Annotated in this window: 10 protein-coding genes; 4 read left to right on the top strand and 6 right to left on the bottom strand. The window is 44.0% G+C overall.

The features are described from left to right. Positions 1-164 precede the first annotated feature (164 nt). From QUA80_RS13405 to rfbF, 3 genes are all read right to left on the bottom strand, one after another. Complete coding sequence (locus tag QUA80_RS13405; protein WP_333425171.1) at positions 165-899, bottom strand: cyclase family protein; 735 nt, start codon at positions 897-899, stop codon at positions 165-167. 84 nt (positions 900-983) lie between these two features. After that, positions 984-2048: an acyl-CoA dehydrogenase family protein gene (locus QUA80_RS13410; protein WP_333425173.1), complete on the bottom strand. Its 1065-nt coding sequence runs from the start codon at positions 2046-2048 to the stop codon at positions 984-986. A 242-nt stretch (positions 2049-2290) separates the two neighbouring features. Then, positions 2291-3064 carry a glucose-1-phosphate cytidylyltransferase gene (gene rfbF / locus QUA80_RS13415; protein WP_333425175.1) on the bottom strand — a complete coding sequence of 258 codons (774 nt, stop codon included), beginning with the start codon at positions 3062-3064 and terminating at the stop codon, positions 2291-2293. A gap of 357 nt (positions 3065-3421) precedes the next feature. Between rfbF and QUA80_RS13420 the strand changes: the two genes are divergently transcribed. After that, positions 3422-3961 (top strand): RNase A-like domain-containing protein, encoded by a 540-nt coding sequence (locus QUA80_RS13420; RefSeq protein ID WP_333425177.1) that lies wholly within the window; start codon positions 3422-3424, stop codon positions 3959-3961. Further along, a complete protein-coding gene (locus QUA80_RS13425) occupies positions 3958-4257 on the top strand; it encodes a contact-dependent growth inhibition system immunity protein (protein ID WP_333425178.1) in 300 nt (99 codons plus the stop codon). Before QUA80_RS13420 ends, QUA80_RS13425 begins: the two co-directional genes overlap by 4 nt. A 125-nt stretch (positions 4258-4382) precedes the next feature. On the opposite strand, the gene QUA80_RS13430 is transcribed toward QUA80_RS13425, so the two are convergent. The 3 genes from QUA80_RS13430 to QUA80_RS13440 form a co-directional block, all read right to left on the bottom strand. After that, positions 4383-5711, bottom strand: coding sequence for a GH39 family glycosyl hydrolase (locus QUA80_RS13430; RefSeq protein WP_333425180.1), 1329 nt, complete (start codon positions 5709-5711; stop codon positions 4383-4385). Between the two features lie 85 nt (positions 5712-5796). After that, positions 5797-9303: a glycosyltransferase gene (locus QUA80_RS13435; RefSeq protein WP_445302232.1), complete on the bottom strand. Its 3507-nt coding sequence runs from the start codon at positions 9301-9303 to the stop codon at positions 5797-5799. 160 nt (positions 9304-9463) lie between these two features. Next, the gene (locus QUA80_RS13440) at positions 9464-12031 is read right to left on the bottom strand and encodes a glycosyltransferase (RefSeq protein ID WP_333425183.1); all 2568 of its coding nucleotides are present in this window, start codon (positions 12029-12031) and stop codon (positions 9464-9466) included. A 164-nt stretch (positions 12032-12195) separates the two neighbouring features. Here QUA80_RS13440 and QUA80_RS13445 point away from each other — a divergent pair, with 164 nt between their 5' ends. Both QUA80_RS13445 and QUA80_RS13450 read left to right on the top strand, forming a co-directional pair. Continuing rightward, positions 12196-14514 carry a tetratricopeptide repeat protein gene (locus tag QUA80_RS13445; protein ID WP_333425185.1) on the top strand — a complete coding sequence of 773 codons (2319 nt, stop codon included), beginning with the start codon at positions 12196-12198 and terminating at the stop codon, positions 14512-14514. Between the two features lie 169 nt (positions 14515-14683). After that, positions 14684-15976, top strand: coding sequence for a response regulator (locus QUA80_RS13450; protein WP_333425186.1), 1293 nt, complete (start codon positions 14684-14686; stop codon positions 15974-15976). Positions 15977-16063: the final 87 nt, after the last annotated feature.

Here is a 16063-nt window from a genome sequence, read left to right on the forward strand (position 1 = left end):
TTGCTCGACTTCTCTCAATCCAATTTTACCTGAGAGCTTGCACCATTTTCAATTACCTATTTAGGAACGGGCTCTCCGGCCCGTTCCACAATAAAATTCACTCTTTGTGGAACGCGCCGGAGAACCCGTTATTGAAAATAGTGCAAGATGTAAGTTTTACCGCATCAAGCAACAAAAGCTAACACCGACACTGGGGAACCTGAACCTCCCAAAAGACGCAATATTCCGATAACTAAAGTGATGTCAGCCGCCGCAGGTAACAAGTCGAGATTTGCTAGATTTTCCAGCACTATTCGCTGCTTTTCCAATACCAATTTATTAACTGCAAAACTTTCATCTCTGCCGGTATCGACTCCGTGGGTGTCGGTTCCTATTCCGGCGATCGAGCGTTCTTCTAGCAAAAATTGAGTTGCTGCTTTGCCAAATCCGGGAAAGTGGCAAATGCCGCGCTCGTCTAGGTTAAAAAATGCTCGCTCGTTATCCCATTTTTCTTGCCAGCCAGTATACAATAAAACCAGATTTCCCGCTTCTATAAGTTTGTGCTGCCGTTCCCAATTTAATACATCGTCTATGGTTAAAGTGTAGTCTGGATTGGCAAGACTTTGCTCTCGGATGTCGATCGCAATTGCGGGGAAAACTAGCGACTGGGGCGCATAACTATCAATGCTGGGGCCTCCTGCATGAAAGCTGTTGGGTGCGTTGATATGAGTGCCGCTGTGTTCTCCTATTGAGAATTTTCGCAGGAAATAGCCGTGTTTTTCTATTTGAGAGACGGTTTCAAATTCTGTCGCTGGATCTCCGGGCCAGATAGGGATATTTGGGTGAATTGCATGGGTTAAGTCTACAATTTCGCTGTAGGCGATCGTTTTTATATTTTTTGACTTTAATTTGTCTTTCATTATGTAAAATATATCTATTAGTTATTACACACAGTTGATTCCGTGACCTTCTGCGAGATCAATCTAAAATCTAAAATCTAAAATCTAAAATTCGATTAGTCGATCGAGCGTTGCTGCCATCACATCCTTTGTTTGCCCGGAAACAGTATACACCAAAGCTTCTCGATAAACTCTCCCGGCCGGGTGGACAATACCGTTAGCAGCACCGCTAGAAACTGCAACCGCAGCGTGTCCGCAACGCGCCGCTAAATCAATAGCTTGAGCTCGCAGCGCTAATTTTTCTGCTTTCGAGCTGTGTTTAGATTGTTGGAAATTTTGTTTTAGCCGATCGAGCTTTTGCTCTAGTTTTTGACAAGCTGCCGATATAAAAGGTGAATTCTTAGCCGCCGCCGCTGCTGCAATTACATCCAATCCCGCTCGAATACAGCCAAAAGTACCGGGGACAAAATTCAGTATATTTTTGCTGTCATTTTCCGAAATCCAGCCGACAGGTTTAACTGAAATTATTTCCGATTCATGCAGCAACCAATTATCGAGAGTTGCTGTCACAGTATTAGTCGAGTTCATGGCGATTAACTGCATGATTTCGCTGAAAGCTATTTTACCGTATTCGCGTTCAATATTAACAAAAGGCAGCAAACCGAAAACAGCGCGTTCGTCAGGAAGTACCGCAGCTACAATAAACTTTTGAAACAATCCAAAACCTGTTATCCAAGGAACTTTTCCTGACAGTAAATAGCCATCTTTTGCGGGAGTCGCTGTGACAGCAGGATTGCCCGATCGCCTTAAATGCGAAAACCCAATACCCAACCGTAACTCTTTTTGGGCGATCGCGGGCAAGTATCTGCTTTTTAGCATCTCATTGTCGCTGTTGGCAATCATGGCAGTTGCGCTGTGGTGCTGAGTTTGCAGAAAAGACAAAGCGCCGGAATATCGAGCCGTCAATTCCTGATATTGATAAAAAATCTCCGGTGCAATTTCAGCCCCGCCCCATTTTTGGGGAACTCGCAATGCTAAGAGCGATCGATCTTCCAATCCAGCAACTGCTGTTTTTAACGCTTCCGAGTCGCTGTCGATAATTTCCGCGTGGGGTGCAACCCACTTTTGCAGGTAAATTTCTGTGCTGTTAAGCATATCTTGGAAATCCATTTTTTATAATTATTTTATAGCAGAGGTAGGGACACGGCACTGCCGTGTCCCTACTTATTTCCTCGCATTGTGCACCCTTTTCAAGAACAGGCAAGATTCCTGTTCCACAACCAACAAATAAATTCTATTTATTGTCGAACGGGCCGGAAAGCCTGTTGCACAACAAATAAATTCTATTTATTGTGGAACGGGCCGGAAAGCCCGTTCATCAAAGGCTTGTTGAGAATGCAACAATTAACTTTTTACCACAGTTTCCAAGGAGCCTTCCCTTCGTCCCAAAGTTCGTTTAAATACTTGTATTCTCGATAAGTATCCATCGCAAAGAAGAAGCCTTCATGACGGTAAGCCATCAACTGTCCCTCTGCGGCCAAACGCTGCATCGGCTCTTGTTCTAAAATACAATCATCTCCCCCCAAATACTCAAATACCCGGCGGTTGAATATCATATATCCAACACTTATCCAGCCGTCGATTTGAGGTTTCTCAGAAAATTGTACTACCCGGCTATCGCTGTCTACATCCAAAATTCCAAAGCGAGAAATCGGGCGAAATGTAGTGACAGTTGCCAGCTTACCGTGAGACTTGTGAAAATCGACTAAGGCGTCAATATTGACATCAGCAACTCCATCACCGTATGTCACCATGAAATTCTCGCCATCGATATATTTTTCGATCCGTTTTACCCGCCCTCCCGTCAGGCTTTCTGCCCCAGTTTCAGCCAGTGTCACCTTAAAATCTTGTTCGAGATGTTCCTCGTGATAAGTGATGGTATTTTGGCGTCCCAGACAGATAGTAAAGTCATTGTTCATGGCTTCATAATTGAGGAAATATTCTTTAATCATGTTGCCGCGATAGCCCAAGCACACAATAAAGTTTTGGAAACCGTAGTGTGCATAGATCTTCATGATATGCCAAATAATCGGATGCCCCCCTACATCAACTAAGGGTTTGGGACGAAATTCTGTTTCTTCTCTGAGACGAGTACCGAGACCGCCGGCTAGGATAACTACTTGCATTTTTTCACAGTTTTAAAGATAATTAATTAATTTATCATCAATCATTAGTTATTATTGAAAATAATTGTTAATATTTAATCACAATCAGTGAAGCTTTGTAAACCACAAAAATCACCAACTATTAGAAATAATCTTAGGGTGTTGGGTGGGCACCGTTTATTTATGAATAATCCTAGGGTTCGCACCGAACACCACGTATTTAAATACTGCGTGCAATTTCTACTAACAGTAGGGCGTGAACTGCCCACCGTATATTTGAATGGTGCTCGCAATTTATAACTTACGAATGGTAGATTCTAAAATAGACAAAAAAACAGCAATCATTTATACTAAATCTAAGAAAGAGATTCAACAGCAATGAAAAATCAACTCGATCGCCTAAAAAAGTTTTTAGGTATCCTGTGTGCGATCGCCTCAATAATTATATTATTCCAATCGGCAATACCTGGTGTTTACGCCACAGTTATTGTACCGGAAGGCTCAACTATACCACACACCACCGTAGCTTTTGTTCCCAACATACCGGGCGGCGGCTTAGACTTTCACGAAGCAGCAGGAGGACACACTTTAGAGAGACACGTTGGGAAAACAGAAGCACAACTAGCACAGCGACTCGCAAGCGAAACGAGAATTCCTGCCGCATCTTCTTTTACTGACCGTTCGGTCGCCGAAGCGGCTATTGGGGAAGCAATGAACAGAAATCAAAATGCGATCGACTCGTGGGTGAAAAGTCGAGGTAATCGTTATACGATCGACTACAACACCAACAGAATAATTGGCATTACTCTGCGTCGCCGCGCATCCAAAGCAACTTCAGCATCTCGCCTGAAAATCGTCCTCCAGCGCAGCGCCAAATTACCTCCCGGATACTTTATTCTCACAGCCTATCCCGAATGATAAATCAATTTCCTCATTTAACTCAATTTTTCAGTTCCTACTTTCACCAAGACTGGCCGTTAGAAGCTGACACCCCCAGAGATGTAGTGAACAAATACCGCAGCAGCGAACCGCCCGCAAGTGTTGAAGCTGCATCGCAAGAACTCAGGAAACTGCTAGAAATGCCGATCGCCCCAGCCGATTTAGAAACATTCATCCTCGATGAATTAGGGTGTTACTACGACCCAAAATCAGAAAATCAAACCGCCAGAGAGTGGTTGGAAGCCGTACAAAAATCTTTGAAAAATCCCAGCTAAACTCTACTGACATCAGATACCGCGCGATCGATAAATCCGTAGGGGCGGGTTCACCACTAGCCTCAAAAAGTACAGATAGGTTAAATAAACCCGCCCCCACCCCGCGATTTCTCTTCAAATCAAGCTCACTTGCTAACCGTCAATAAGTAGCCTTCGTGGACGTTGAAATTAGGGATAACATAAGCCAAGCTACCGCTACCCACCGAAAAACTTTCTTCTTTAACGGTGACAAGCTTTTGCACGGGGCCTTCTTGATTGTTGGGAATTTTTTCTAATTTTAGAGTGATTTTCTGATCTTTTTGAAGACCTAGCTGCTCCAAATTTATGAGGCTTAATGTTACGGTGGTTGCTAAGGAATAATTGCGGTCGAAATAACCTAAAAGTATCTGTGCTTTACCTTCAGGATTTGACTTGCTGGCTAAAGCGACAAGGCGATCGTTATCTGAGCGACTCCGCACCCGCGAATTAACTCCGTCAGCATAAGCTTTGTAAGTCCACCAAGCTGCTCTCGGCTCAAAAGTATTAGGCGTGACCATCCCAGTCAGCGTATTGTTGAAGCAATTGCTAACTTTTTTAGCTCCTGTTGTATTCCAACAAGCTCTGCAAGCACCGTCAGCTTTTGCGTACTCCAACTGATAGAAATAACCTAAAATTTCTCCCGGCTGATACTGCGCTAATTCCCCGACAATCTCGTTGACGTAAATTTTTTGCAATTTCAGTTCCTTGTAAGAGGGACTTTGCTGAAAATTGCGTTTAGCATCGATGACATGATCGTCCACAAATAAAATTTTGCTATCGTTGAGTTCGTGCCAAGCTAAGAAATTCACTTCCAGTTTATTCGCTTTACAGTAATCCAAAAAGTCAGCGAGATATTCTTTGTCGTAAGTGCTGATACTCGGCCCGCCAATCATGGCTGACGGCCCCAATTCTTCCCGCAAAATTTTGTAAGCCCTTTTGTAAGTTTCAAAGAATTGTTCTCGGCTTCCCTTCCAAAACGGATTTTTTAAATCCGGTTCGTTCCAGATATCCCAAATAATTTTCTTGCCTTTATTTTGCTGGGCTAACTGTCGGATGAATGCTTCCCACGCGGGGTAATTTTGATAGGGCCAGCCATTGGGATTGCTACCGTAGCCCCACAAGTCGCTGACTACCAGTTGAAACTCAGCTCCGTTGGCGATTACGCGATCGTAAATATCGAGTCTCCCGACTCGCCAAAGTTTCGGCTGCAAGGGTTTGATTGAGTGATCCGGCGGCTGGCTGGGGTCTATTCCGTGCAGCATACCGCTCATGGAAATTGTTCCGGTGGCTGGTACTCCAAAGTCTACTGCGACGTTCGATCGCAGTTGGGCAACAGTTGGTTGTTGCCCAAAATATGTTATTAACAGGACAGTTACCGCAGCTAAGCAAATTGGCAGCAGTTTATTAATATGTTTGAACTTGAAGGTGAACTGCATATCTTTTCTTTTCTCCATTCTGCGAAGGTGGACTTTGTATGTGCAGTAGCGATTTCACGCGCGGATTTGCTTTACTGAAAAAGTTTTAACCAACAGATGAAACGATTTCAAAACTCTGTATTGATTCCATCAACTGTTGCCACTCTCCTGAGCTAATTAGCGCGGCACTATCAATTTTAATCCCATTTTGGGAAGACAACAACACAAAAACATTCACCCAACTCAAGATAGTTTCTGTTGTAAAAAGTGGCGTGCAAGCCCAAGATGATTGCAAATTCTTAACCATCTCCGACATATCTCCCCTAGCATAAGCATCCCAAGCTTTCCACACTAAATAATAGTATTTGAGCAGCCTATCTACTTGCTGTATCTGCCTTTGGACTTTCGGACTAATAGAGGAACTGTCGCTCTTGTCGTCTTTTGCAAGTGCCTGTTCAATGATTTCTCCATATTCCCGAAGCATTCGTTCTTCTTTGAATAGTTCTTCGGCTCTCGCTTTGCACGCTTGTCCTGCAAGTCGGCGCAATTCGGGATTTCCTGCCCATATTTCCACCGCTTCTACCAACTCTTTTACTGTTCCTTCAGGCTCGATTTTAGGATCTGGGAGCAGCTTTCCCGTATCTCCCAATTCTTCGGGAATACCGCTGACTGCGGTTGCAATTACGGGCAATCCTTTCGCCATTGCTTCCATGATTGCTAGCGGCATTCCCTCTGCTTCGGAAGATAAAATAAAGATGTCGCTGGCGTCTAGCCAATCGGCAATATCCCATCGCTGACCTAGGAATTTAACCTGTTCGGTGACTCCTAATTTGCTCGCAGTTGCTCTCAATTCAGGCTCCATATCGTCGTGAGTGGTAGAACCGGGGCCGGCCCAAACGAAGTATAGCTGCGGCCAAACTGGACGATTTTTCAGTTGGGCGATCGCCTGCAATTGATACTGATATCCTTTAATTGGAGTCAATCTCGCCGCCGTGAAGCAAACAACAGCATCTTCGGGGATTCCTTGTTCTTGGCGCAGGCGTTGACGAATTGAAAGATTTGGGGGTTCAAAATAACTGTTCGGCCTGCCATAATAAATAACTTTGCCCCGTTGTAGAGGCACTTTAAAAATTCGTTTGAACAAGTTGAAATTTTCTTGTGAAACTGCTACTACTGCTTTTGCTAAATCGTACTGATAGGAGACTGCATCAAAATAGGGAATTTGATCGCCCCGATCGAAAGTTTCATAATTGCGACCGATATAACCGAGAGCAACTATGTACGGTATGTCCTGCTTAATAGCAACTTGTTTAGCCGCAAAATTTGCCATCGGTGAGCCATCGCTAAATATAATTAAATCCGGTTGAGCCCGGGCATAAACTTTTTCAGCATCTCCTAAATTGTACGAAACTCGCAAAAACTCTTTGATCGTGTCAAAGTCCAGCCAAATATGTTCTATACCTAGCTGTTTTTGTTCGGTAATTAAAGGGTTAGAACTTTGAGTTTGAACACTAATAACTTGGTAGCCGTCGGCTGCTAATTTACACATCAGCGAGTGGTTGAACTGAGCCAAACCTCCCACTCCGTGGTCTTCTGCGTACAGGAGTACGCGGGGTTTTTGCGGCAGCAAAATCGAACTACCGGCAGGTTGGAATTGAGGAGTGTTGTTGGCAGCAAGCACTACGATGTCTTGCCATTCTTTTAAAGTAGTTAAGGCATAAGCATCAAATTCGATACCGTATTCTTGCGAAAAACCCTTAAAACTTTCTAACCATTTAAAAACAGTTTCTGTACCTGTAAAAGGAGTGTAATGAAGAGATTTCTCCAAACACTCGACCATCTCTGCCAAATATCCATCACGGTACATCCGCCACGCTATCGATACTAAGCACCTGTAACGTTCCTCGCCTTTCAAGTCGCGGATGTGCTGAGGTAAGTCTAGCCGCGCAAAAAATTTATCCATCATAATTTCCATATTTTTCATTACTTGGGAGCCGCCGGACATCAGATTGCTGTCGTGCTGGCGATAGCAGCTTAATATCTCTTTTAACCAAACTGACTTGCAGCCTTTTAAAGCTAAACGCAAGACAAAATCTAAATCTTCTGTCGGCGGAAAGCGAGGATCGAAACCCCCCAAGCGTTCCCACCACTCGCGCCGCAGCATCACCGCACTCAGCCGCACTGATTTGTACAAAACTAAGCTTTCTAAATCTAATTTGGGTGCTTCTTCCCAAGGCTTTACTCCGTAGATGCCTGCGTCCTTTTTGTCAACTATCAGCCAACCTGTCTGCACCAAATCTAACCTGGGGTCAGCGTCAAAGCAAGCAATTTGTTTTTCTAGTTTTTCTGGGAGGAAGAAGTCGTCGCTGTCGAGAAAAGCTAAAAATTCGCCTTTGGCTAGTTCGCAGCCGCGATTCCGAGCTATTGCTGCTCCTTGATTTTCTTGATAAACGTACTGAATGAAATCGCAGTAAGGCTCTAAAATTTGGCGGGTGTTGTCGGTCGAGCCGTCATCTACGATAATAATTTCCCAGTCTTGGTAAGTTTGGTCTATCACACTTTCTACTGCTCTAAGTATATAGCAATCGCAGTTGTATGTCGGGATAATTACGCTGACTCGTACTGCTTTTTTGGGAAGTATGTTAGACATTAACTGTTGCCATTGTGGTAAGCTTCTTAATGATTGCATAGTTAGGGGAAAGCCGTAAGCTTTAGCAATAGCACCGAGACGCTTTATCCAATCTATTACGGTTTTTCTAGCAGAGTAAGGAGTATAAGGAAAAGATTTTTGGTAATACTCAACCGCTGCCACCGGATGACCAGTATAGTACAAGTGCCATGCCATCCATGTCAGTGCTTCGTAGAAAGCAGGATTTTCTAACTCGCGGATGTGCTGTGGTAAATCGGGTTGGTTGAATAAATTTTGTTTTAATTTAATAAACAGATTTGCTTGTTTGAGAGATTTTTGAATTGACACATTTTTGTCATGCTGGCGATAACAGACTGTCACCTGCGGTAGCCAAGCAGCTTCGCAGCCTAATAGAGCTAAACGTAATAGTAAATCGGCATCATCTACGGAATCAAACTCAGAGTTAAATCCGCCTACAATTTGTAACCACTTTCGCGAAAACATCATTGCGCTCGGAAGTACGGGCATCTGTACTATCCATGCTTCTAAGTCTAATTTTGGTAAATATTCCCAACATTTGATATCAGAAATTGTCTCTCCTTGCTCGTCAACTAAACGCCAGCCACTATTGACAATTCCTAATGAATTTGACGAGCGAAACAGCGCTACTTGTGCTGCCAACTTATCTGGCAAAAAGAAGTCATCTTGATCTAAAAAAGCAATTAATTCACTTTGGGATTCCTGAATTCCTCGGTTGCGAGCCGCTGCTACTCCTTGGTTTTCCTGATAAAAGTAGCGAATTTTGTCAAAATAAGGCTGCAACGCTTGGCGAGTGTCGTCCGTTGAGCCGTCGTCTACGACAATAATTTCCCAGTTTGTATAGGTTTGGCTCAACACGCTTTCCACGGCTTGCGCGATGTAGCGATCGCCATTATATGCAGGTATAATTACGCTGACTTGCGGTGTCGAATTTGCCATTGATATGAATTTACTCGGTGATAGGGAAGGGTTCGGGAAAATAACACGGATTTAGACGCGGATACACAGATTTTCGATCGTTGTTGGGTCTATAAAATACAATTTTACTGATATTTGTGGCTGTACTGCTGACAGCAAGCTCAATTTAAAATGTCAATCGGGTATTTTAGCGTGCATAAAATACAGATTCTAGACCCTGGACGCCCTCGACCAATTGTTGCCATTCTGCTGATTTAGTCAGAGAATATGTATCTAAATGATGCCCTTTAGATAACGAAAAATTACCAAAACATTCTATCCAGTTTAACATTGTTTCTGTACTCAAAAAAGGCGTACACTGCAAAGATTCTTGAAGCCACTTCTGCATCCCGATGAGGTCTTCTTGACAGTAAGCGTGCCACGCCTTCCACACTAAAAAGCTGTAGCGCACCCGGCTTTCTACCTTCGCCATCCACCCCTGCACCTGTTGTTGAGTAACAAATCGATCTTTTTCGCCATCGGAAAGTAAAGCTTTTTCGATCGCCTCAACAGACTCTGCGAGCATCCGCTCCTCTTTGAACAATTTCTCGGCCCGCCGCTTGCAAGCTTTGCCGATTTGGCTGCGCAATTCTGGATTCAGCGCCCAAGCTTCTACAGTTTCCGCCAATTCCCTCGCTGTTCCCTCTGGATCGGTATTCGGATCGGGCAACAACTTCCCAGTATCCCCGAGCCCTTCTGGAATGCCGCCCGCTGCCGAAGCAACTACAGGCAATCCTTTAGCCATCGCTTCCATGACTGCAAAAGAAGGTGCAGCATCGCCGAGAGATGTCAAAATGAAGATGTCGCTAGCATCCAGTAAATCTAAGATATCCCAGCGCTGTCCGATCAATTTCACGCGATCGCTCGCCCCTAATTCCCTAACAGCTTCCCTCAATTCTTTTTCTAGATCGCAATAGCTTCCCTCACCATTCCCGGCCCAGACAAAATACAGTTTAGACCATACAGGAGACTGCTTCAACTGCTTGATTGCTTCGATCTGATATCGATGCCCTTTAACCGGTGCTAATCGAGCAGATGTGAAACAGACAATCGCATCTTCAGGAATTTCTAACTCTTGCCGCAGGCGTTGGCGAGCCGAAGGATTAGGAGGTGCAAAATATTCAGGAGAGCGCCCCAAATAAATGACTTGCCCCTTATCTTTGGGTAAATCAAAGTCATCGCATAATAAATTCAAATGTTCATAAGCGCCAACAATCACCGCTCTAGCTTGCAGGCAGTGATACAGCACTCCCTCTCGATAAGGCACTACATCCCCGTAGGCAAAACTTGCGTGATCGGGCATGACTAACCCGATTACCATCATGTATGGTATCCCCATCTGAATAACTACCTGTTTTACTGCAAAATTAGAATAGGGCCAGCCATCGCTAAAAATAATCAGATCGGGTTTATTTTTAGAAAAAATCTCTTGTGCATCCTCCGTATTTCTTAACACCCGCGCTAAATCTCTATGGCTGCTAAAATCCAGCCACAAGTGTTCTATACCTAACTCTCGTTCTCGCTCAACCAAGGGGCTAGAATGTTTGGTTTGCACGCAAGTGACTCGATAGCCCAACAAGGCTAACTGACAGAGAATGGCATGGTTGTACTGCGCTAATCCTCCCACGCCCGGATCGTCGGCGTTGTAGAGTAAAATGTGCGATTCCCTAGGGGATAGCTTCGCCGCGCGTGATTTTGGATGTGTAGAAATAGAGCTCTGTTGCGATTCGGGCTGATGGGTCATAACCATCAAAATTATATCTTGCCATTCTCTTAACTGAGTCAGTGAATAAGCATCAAAATTGTCACCGTATTCTTCAGAAACACTATGAAAAGTTTCCAGCCAATTCAACACTGTTTCTGTGGGCGAAAAAGGGGTATATTGCAATGACTTTTCCAAACACTCTGCCATCTCTGCTAGATGACCGCCGCGATACATCCGCCATGCCATCCACACCAAGCACTGATAGCGTTCCTGTTTTTTTAACTGGCGGATTGACTGAGGCACATCAGGTCTGGCAAAGAATTTTTCCATCAGAATTTCTGTATTCTTCATTAGCGGAAAACCGCTTGACATGAGATTGGTATCGTGCTGGCGATAACAGGTAAGTATCTCTTTTAACCAAACTGATTTGCACCCTTTTAAAGTTAAACGCAAGGCAAAGTCTAAATCTTCCGTAGGCGGAAGCCCAGAATCAAAACCGCCCAAGTATTCCCACCACTTACTCCGCAGTAGCATCGCACTTGGGCGCACACATTTATAGAGAATAAAGCTTTCTAAATTTAATGTAGGCGCTTGCTGCCAAGGCTTTACCGCAGAAATATTTTGCCCTTTTTCATCTACCATGAACCAACCTGTTTGCACCATGTCTAATGTGGGGTCAGCATCAAAGCAAGCTACCTGTTTCTCTAGTTTTTCTGGAAGGAAATAATCATCAGCATCTAGAAAAGCTAAAAACTCGCCTTTGGCTAGCTGGCAAGCACGATTGCGAGCTATTGCTGCTCCTTGATTTTCCTGATAAATGTAGCAAATTCTGTCAAAATAAGGCTGCAATACTTGAGGGGTGCTATCTGTCGAACCGTCGTCTACAACTATAATCTCGAAATTAGTAAAAGTTTGACATAGGACGCTTTCTACCGCTTGCACGATGTAGCGGCCGCCATTATATACTGGTATGATTACGCTGATTAGCGGTGTTCGATTGACTGTTGACATTATGTAGCTCGCTGTTAACCTATTCTTGTCTAGTTTATATTAATTTGGCTGAGATTTAGCACTATTTATTTGCCAGTCGGCAGATGTATTTACTTGAATTTGAAGTTTGACAAGTTGTACCATACAATAATACATGGAATTATTACTCAACAGGAACGCAAGAAGTGAATTCAGAAACAGCAGCGGTTGATTTTCAACAACAGGCAGAAATATATTTAGCTTTAGGGAAGTTGGAGGAGTCGATCGCGCTTTGCCAAAAAGTTTTGGCATCGCACCCCAATTCCGCCGAGACTTGCAAGACCCTGGGGAAGGCGCTGCAAGCTCAGGGTAAGCTAGAAGACGCAAGGTATTGGTATAAAGTTGCGATCGCCCTGCAACCGGATTTTGCCGAAGCTTTTGCTAACCTCGGCACTCTCTGCGCTACATTGCAACAGTGGCAAGAGGCGATCGCCTGTTACCAAAAAGCCATCTCCCTCCAACCGGACTTTGCAGGATTTTACCGAAATTTAAGCCGGATATTTACCCAAGTCGGTCAAGCTGAGGAAGCGGCAGATTGCTGGTATCAAGCACTCACGATCCAACCGACTGAAATAGCGGAAGAATATCTCGACTTAGGTAATACTTTGTTGGCGCAAAACAAGCGTGAAGAGGCCCTAGTTTGTTACCACCGTACCATTTATTTAAACCCCAGTTGTTGCGAGGCTTATTACCAGTTGGCAGCAACTGCTAGCCAACTACAACAGTGGGACGAAGCTATTGTTCACTACCGCAAAGCTATTCAACTCCAGCCAGATATTTCTGAGCTTTATTACAAATTAGGCAATGTTTTTCAAGACAGCGGACGATTACATGAAGCGGTCGCCGCTTACCGGGAAAGTATTGAGTTAAATCCCAACTCTTTTTGGTCTTACTACAATTTAGGTAGTGTGTCGTTCAAGTTGGAACAATGGCAAGAAGCCGTCGTTGCTTACCGCACGGCTGTTGAAATTAACCCGGATTTTTCTTGGTGCTACTACAGCATCGGAGAAGCTTGCGGCAAATTAGAAAAATGGTCGGAATCAGCCGCTGCTTACCAGCGATCTATTGACTTAGACCCTAATTATTCCGGCTCTTTTCATAACTTGGGAGATGCTTTTTTTCAACTACAAAAATGGTCGGAAGCTGAGGCTGCATACCAAAGGGCGATCGCACTTAATTCAGAATTCTTTTGGTCTCATTATAATTTAGCTTTAACTAAAGTTAAACTCCTGGATTGGTTGGGAGCAATCAGCGCCTACCAGCGGGCGATCGAACTCAACCCAAACTTTTCTTGGACTTACCATAATTTAGGAGAAGCACTGTTAAAAAACCAGCAGTGGAAACCAGCCGCTGCCGCCTACAAGCGCGCTATTGAACTCAACCCCAATCTTTCTTGGTCTTATTACAATTTAGGCGATGCTTTGACTGAGATGCACGATTGGAATGAGGCTGTTTCCGCTTACCTTTGCGCCCTGCAAATCGAGCCTGAACTCCCGAACATCTACACCAAGTTAGGCGATGCTCTCATCAAAAGAACTCCGACCGATTTAGACGCAGCAACCAGCTACTATCACCACGAATTGCAGTCACTGCACCCTCCTGAATTTTACTGCGAAATAGCCCAAAAGTTTGCCGAGAGCGATCGGCTTGACGCAGCGACAGTTTTGTACTTGATGGGATTAGAAATCCGGCCAGAAGATCCAGCAATATCCAGAAAATTGGCGGAAGTTTTGGATAAAAATCACTCGTCGGGCGATCGCAGTATATTATTAGAGTTGGAGACACGCGATATTCGCGATCGCTACATTGCCCGAGTCGTCAAAGGCAAGACTTTTGGAGAAGTCGGCGGACTTTGGGGAACTGTCAACGAAAAAGTTTCTGTAGCTAGCAAATACGGTGCAGTTTCTCTGACAATGATTGATGTGATACCCCCATCCGCACAACTTTGGCAAGATTTTCGCAGACGCATGGCAAGTTTAAATATTGCTAATTATAATTGTATCAGTCGAGAGATAACTCAGATTCAGCTTGCAGAAATTGGCGAGCCTTACGATGTCGTCCACTGTGCAGGAGTTTTGTACCATCACGCCCACCCTTTGCAAATTTTAATTAGCTTGCGTCAAATAACAGGGGAGTATTTAATCTTAACTTCAGCTATTACTCAAGAGGTTATAGAAAACGAGCGGGGACGCTACGAAATTCCAGCTTCTGCGGTAATATTCATTCCCGCTTTAGACGAAGCAGAACGAGCTATCTTAAGCGCTTACTGGCAGCAGCACACCGGCGGCGCACCAATTTTCGGAGTAATTCAGAAAGCAGTTTTTGACATCAACGACTTTGGGCCGTGGTGGTGGCTGCCGACAGCTACTGCTTTAGAATCTATGTGTAAAGTAGCTGGATTTAAGGTTTTAGATAAAGCATTGACTTGGAACAATAATGCTATGACTCTGCTGCTAGGCATTTGATGATTGGTAAACCAACAATAACGGTGCCGGACGCGCCAAACTTTTAAAAACCAGGTTTCTGAGGGGATTATTCGTTTCCTTCCCCCAATATTCCTACTATAAACCTGGTATTTTCCGTAATTTCTAAATAAAATAGCTGCAAACATCTGTGAAAACAGGAAAATAATTAATGAACAATTACCAACCAGGGACGGCATTAGGCAACATTTTAGTAGTAGACGATACGCCAGAAAACCTGCGCCTGTTGTCTACGATGCTTACTCATCGAGGGTACGCGCCCCGCTGCGTGATTAATGGAAAAATGGCTCTGAGAGCCTGCAATTCTAATCCGCCGGATTTGATTTTGCTCGACATAATGATGCCGGAAATGAACGGCTACGAAGTTTGTCAACACCTGAAGTCCGAACCAAAAACTCGCGAAATTCCGGTAATTTTTATCAGTGCTAAAGATGAAGTATTCGACAAAGTAAACGCATTTGCTGTTGGAGCAGTTGACTACATCAGCAAGCCATTTCAGTTTGAAGAAGTGCTCGCCCGCATCGAAAGTCACCTCACCCTGCGGAATTTACAAAAGCAGCTAAAACAACAAAATATGCTGCTTCAAGAAGAAATCAACAGCCGCTTAGCCGTTGAAAAAGCAATTCACGAAAAAAACCAAATTCTGCAACAAGAAATTAGCACCCGCCGCGCCGTTGAAAAAGCTTTGCAAGAGCAAAATTTGCTCCTCCAACAAGAGATATCGAACCGCCAGCGCGCCGAATCTGCTCTCTTAAAATCTAACCAAGAATTGGCGCGTTCAAATGCGGAACTAGAACAATTTGCTTATGTGGCTTCTCACGACTTGCAAGCGCCTTTAGCAACAATTGCTAGTTATGCTCAACTTTTAGAAAAACGCTACAAAGATCAACTCGACAGCCAAGCTAGTAAGTTTATTGGCAATATCGTTCACGGCTGCACGAGAATGCAAAACTTAATTGACGATTTACTCGAATATTCGCGAGTGGGCAGGAGTCAGAAACCTTTTCAACTGACAGATTGCAATCACGCAGTCGAGCAAGCAATCGCCAACTTGCAATGGGCGATCCGCGACACTCAAGCAGTTGTTACTTACAGCGAATTGCCAGCGGTAATGGGGGATATTTCTCAACTCGTACAGCTATTTCAAAATTTAGTCGGCAATTCGATTAAATATCGCCAAGATGCACCGCCTGTGGTTCATATTACCGCTAGTAAACAGGAGAAAGACTGGTTATTTTCTGTCTCGGATAATGGAATTGGGATTGCGACGCAGCATCAAGAACGCATCTTTCAAATTTTCCAGCGCTTGCACACTCAAAAAGAATATTCTGGGACAGGTATTGGTTTAGCAATTTGTCAAAAGATTGTGGAACGTCACGGCGGATATATTTGGGTGGAGTCGAAGCCGGGGCAAGGTTCAACTTTTTACTTTACTATCGCTTAATTGAGACATCTTTTCGGCACAATGTAGAAGCTATAATGCTGCGAAATTTGAATTAAATATTATATTTAAATGCAGAATCTAGAATGT

This window comes from Microcoleus sp. F4-D5 (assembly GCF_036704885.1).
GTDB lineage: Bacteria > Cyanobacteriota > Cyanobacteriia > Cyanobacteriales > Microcoleaceae > Microcoleus.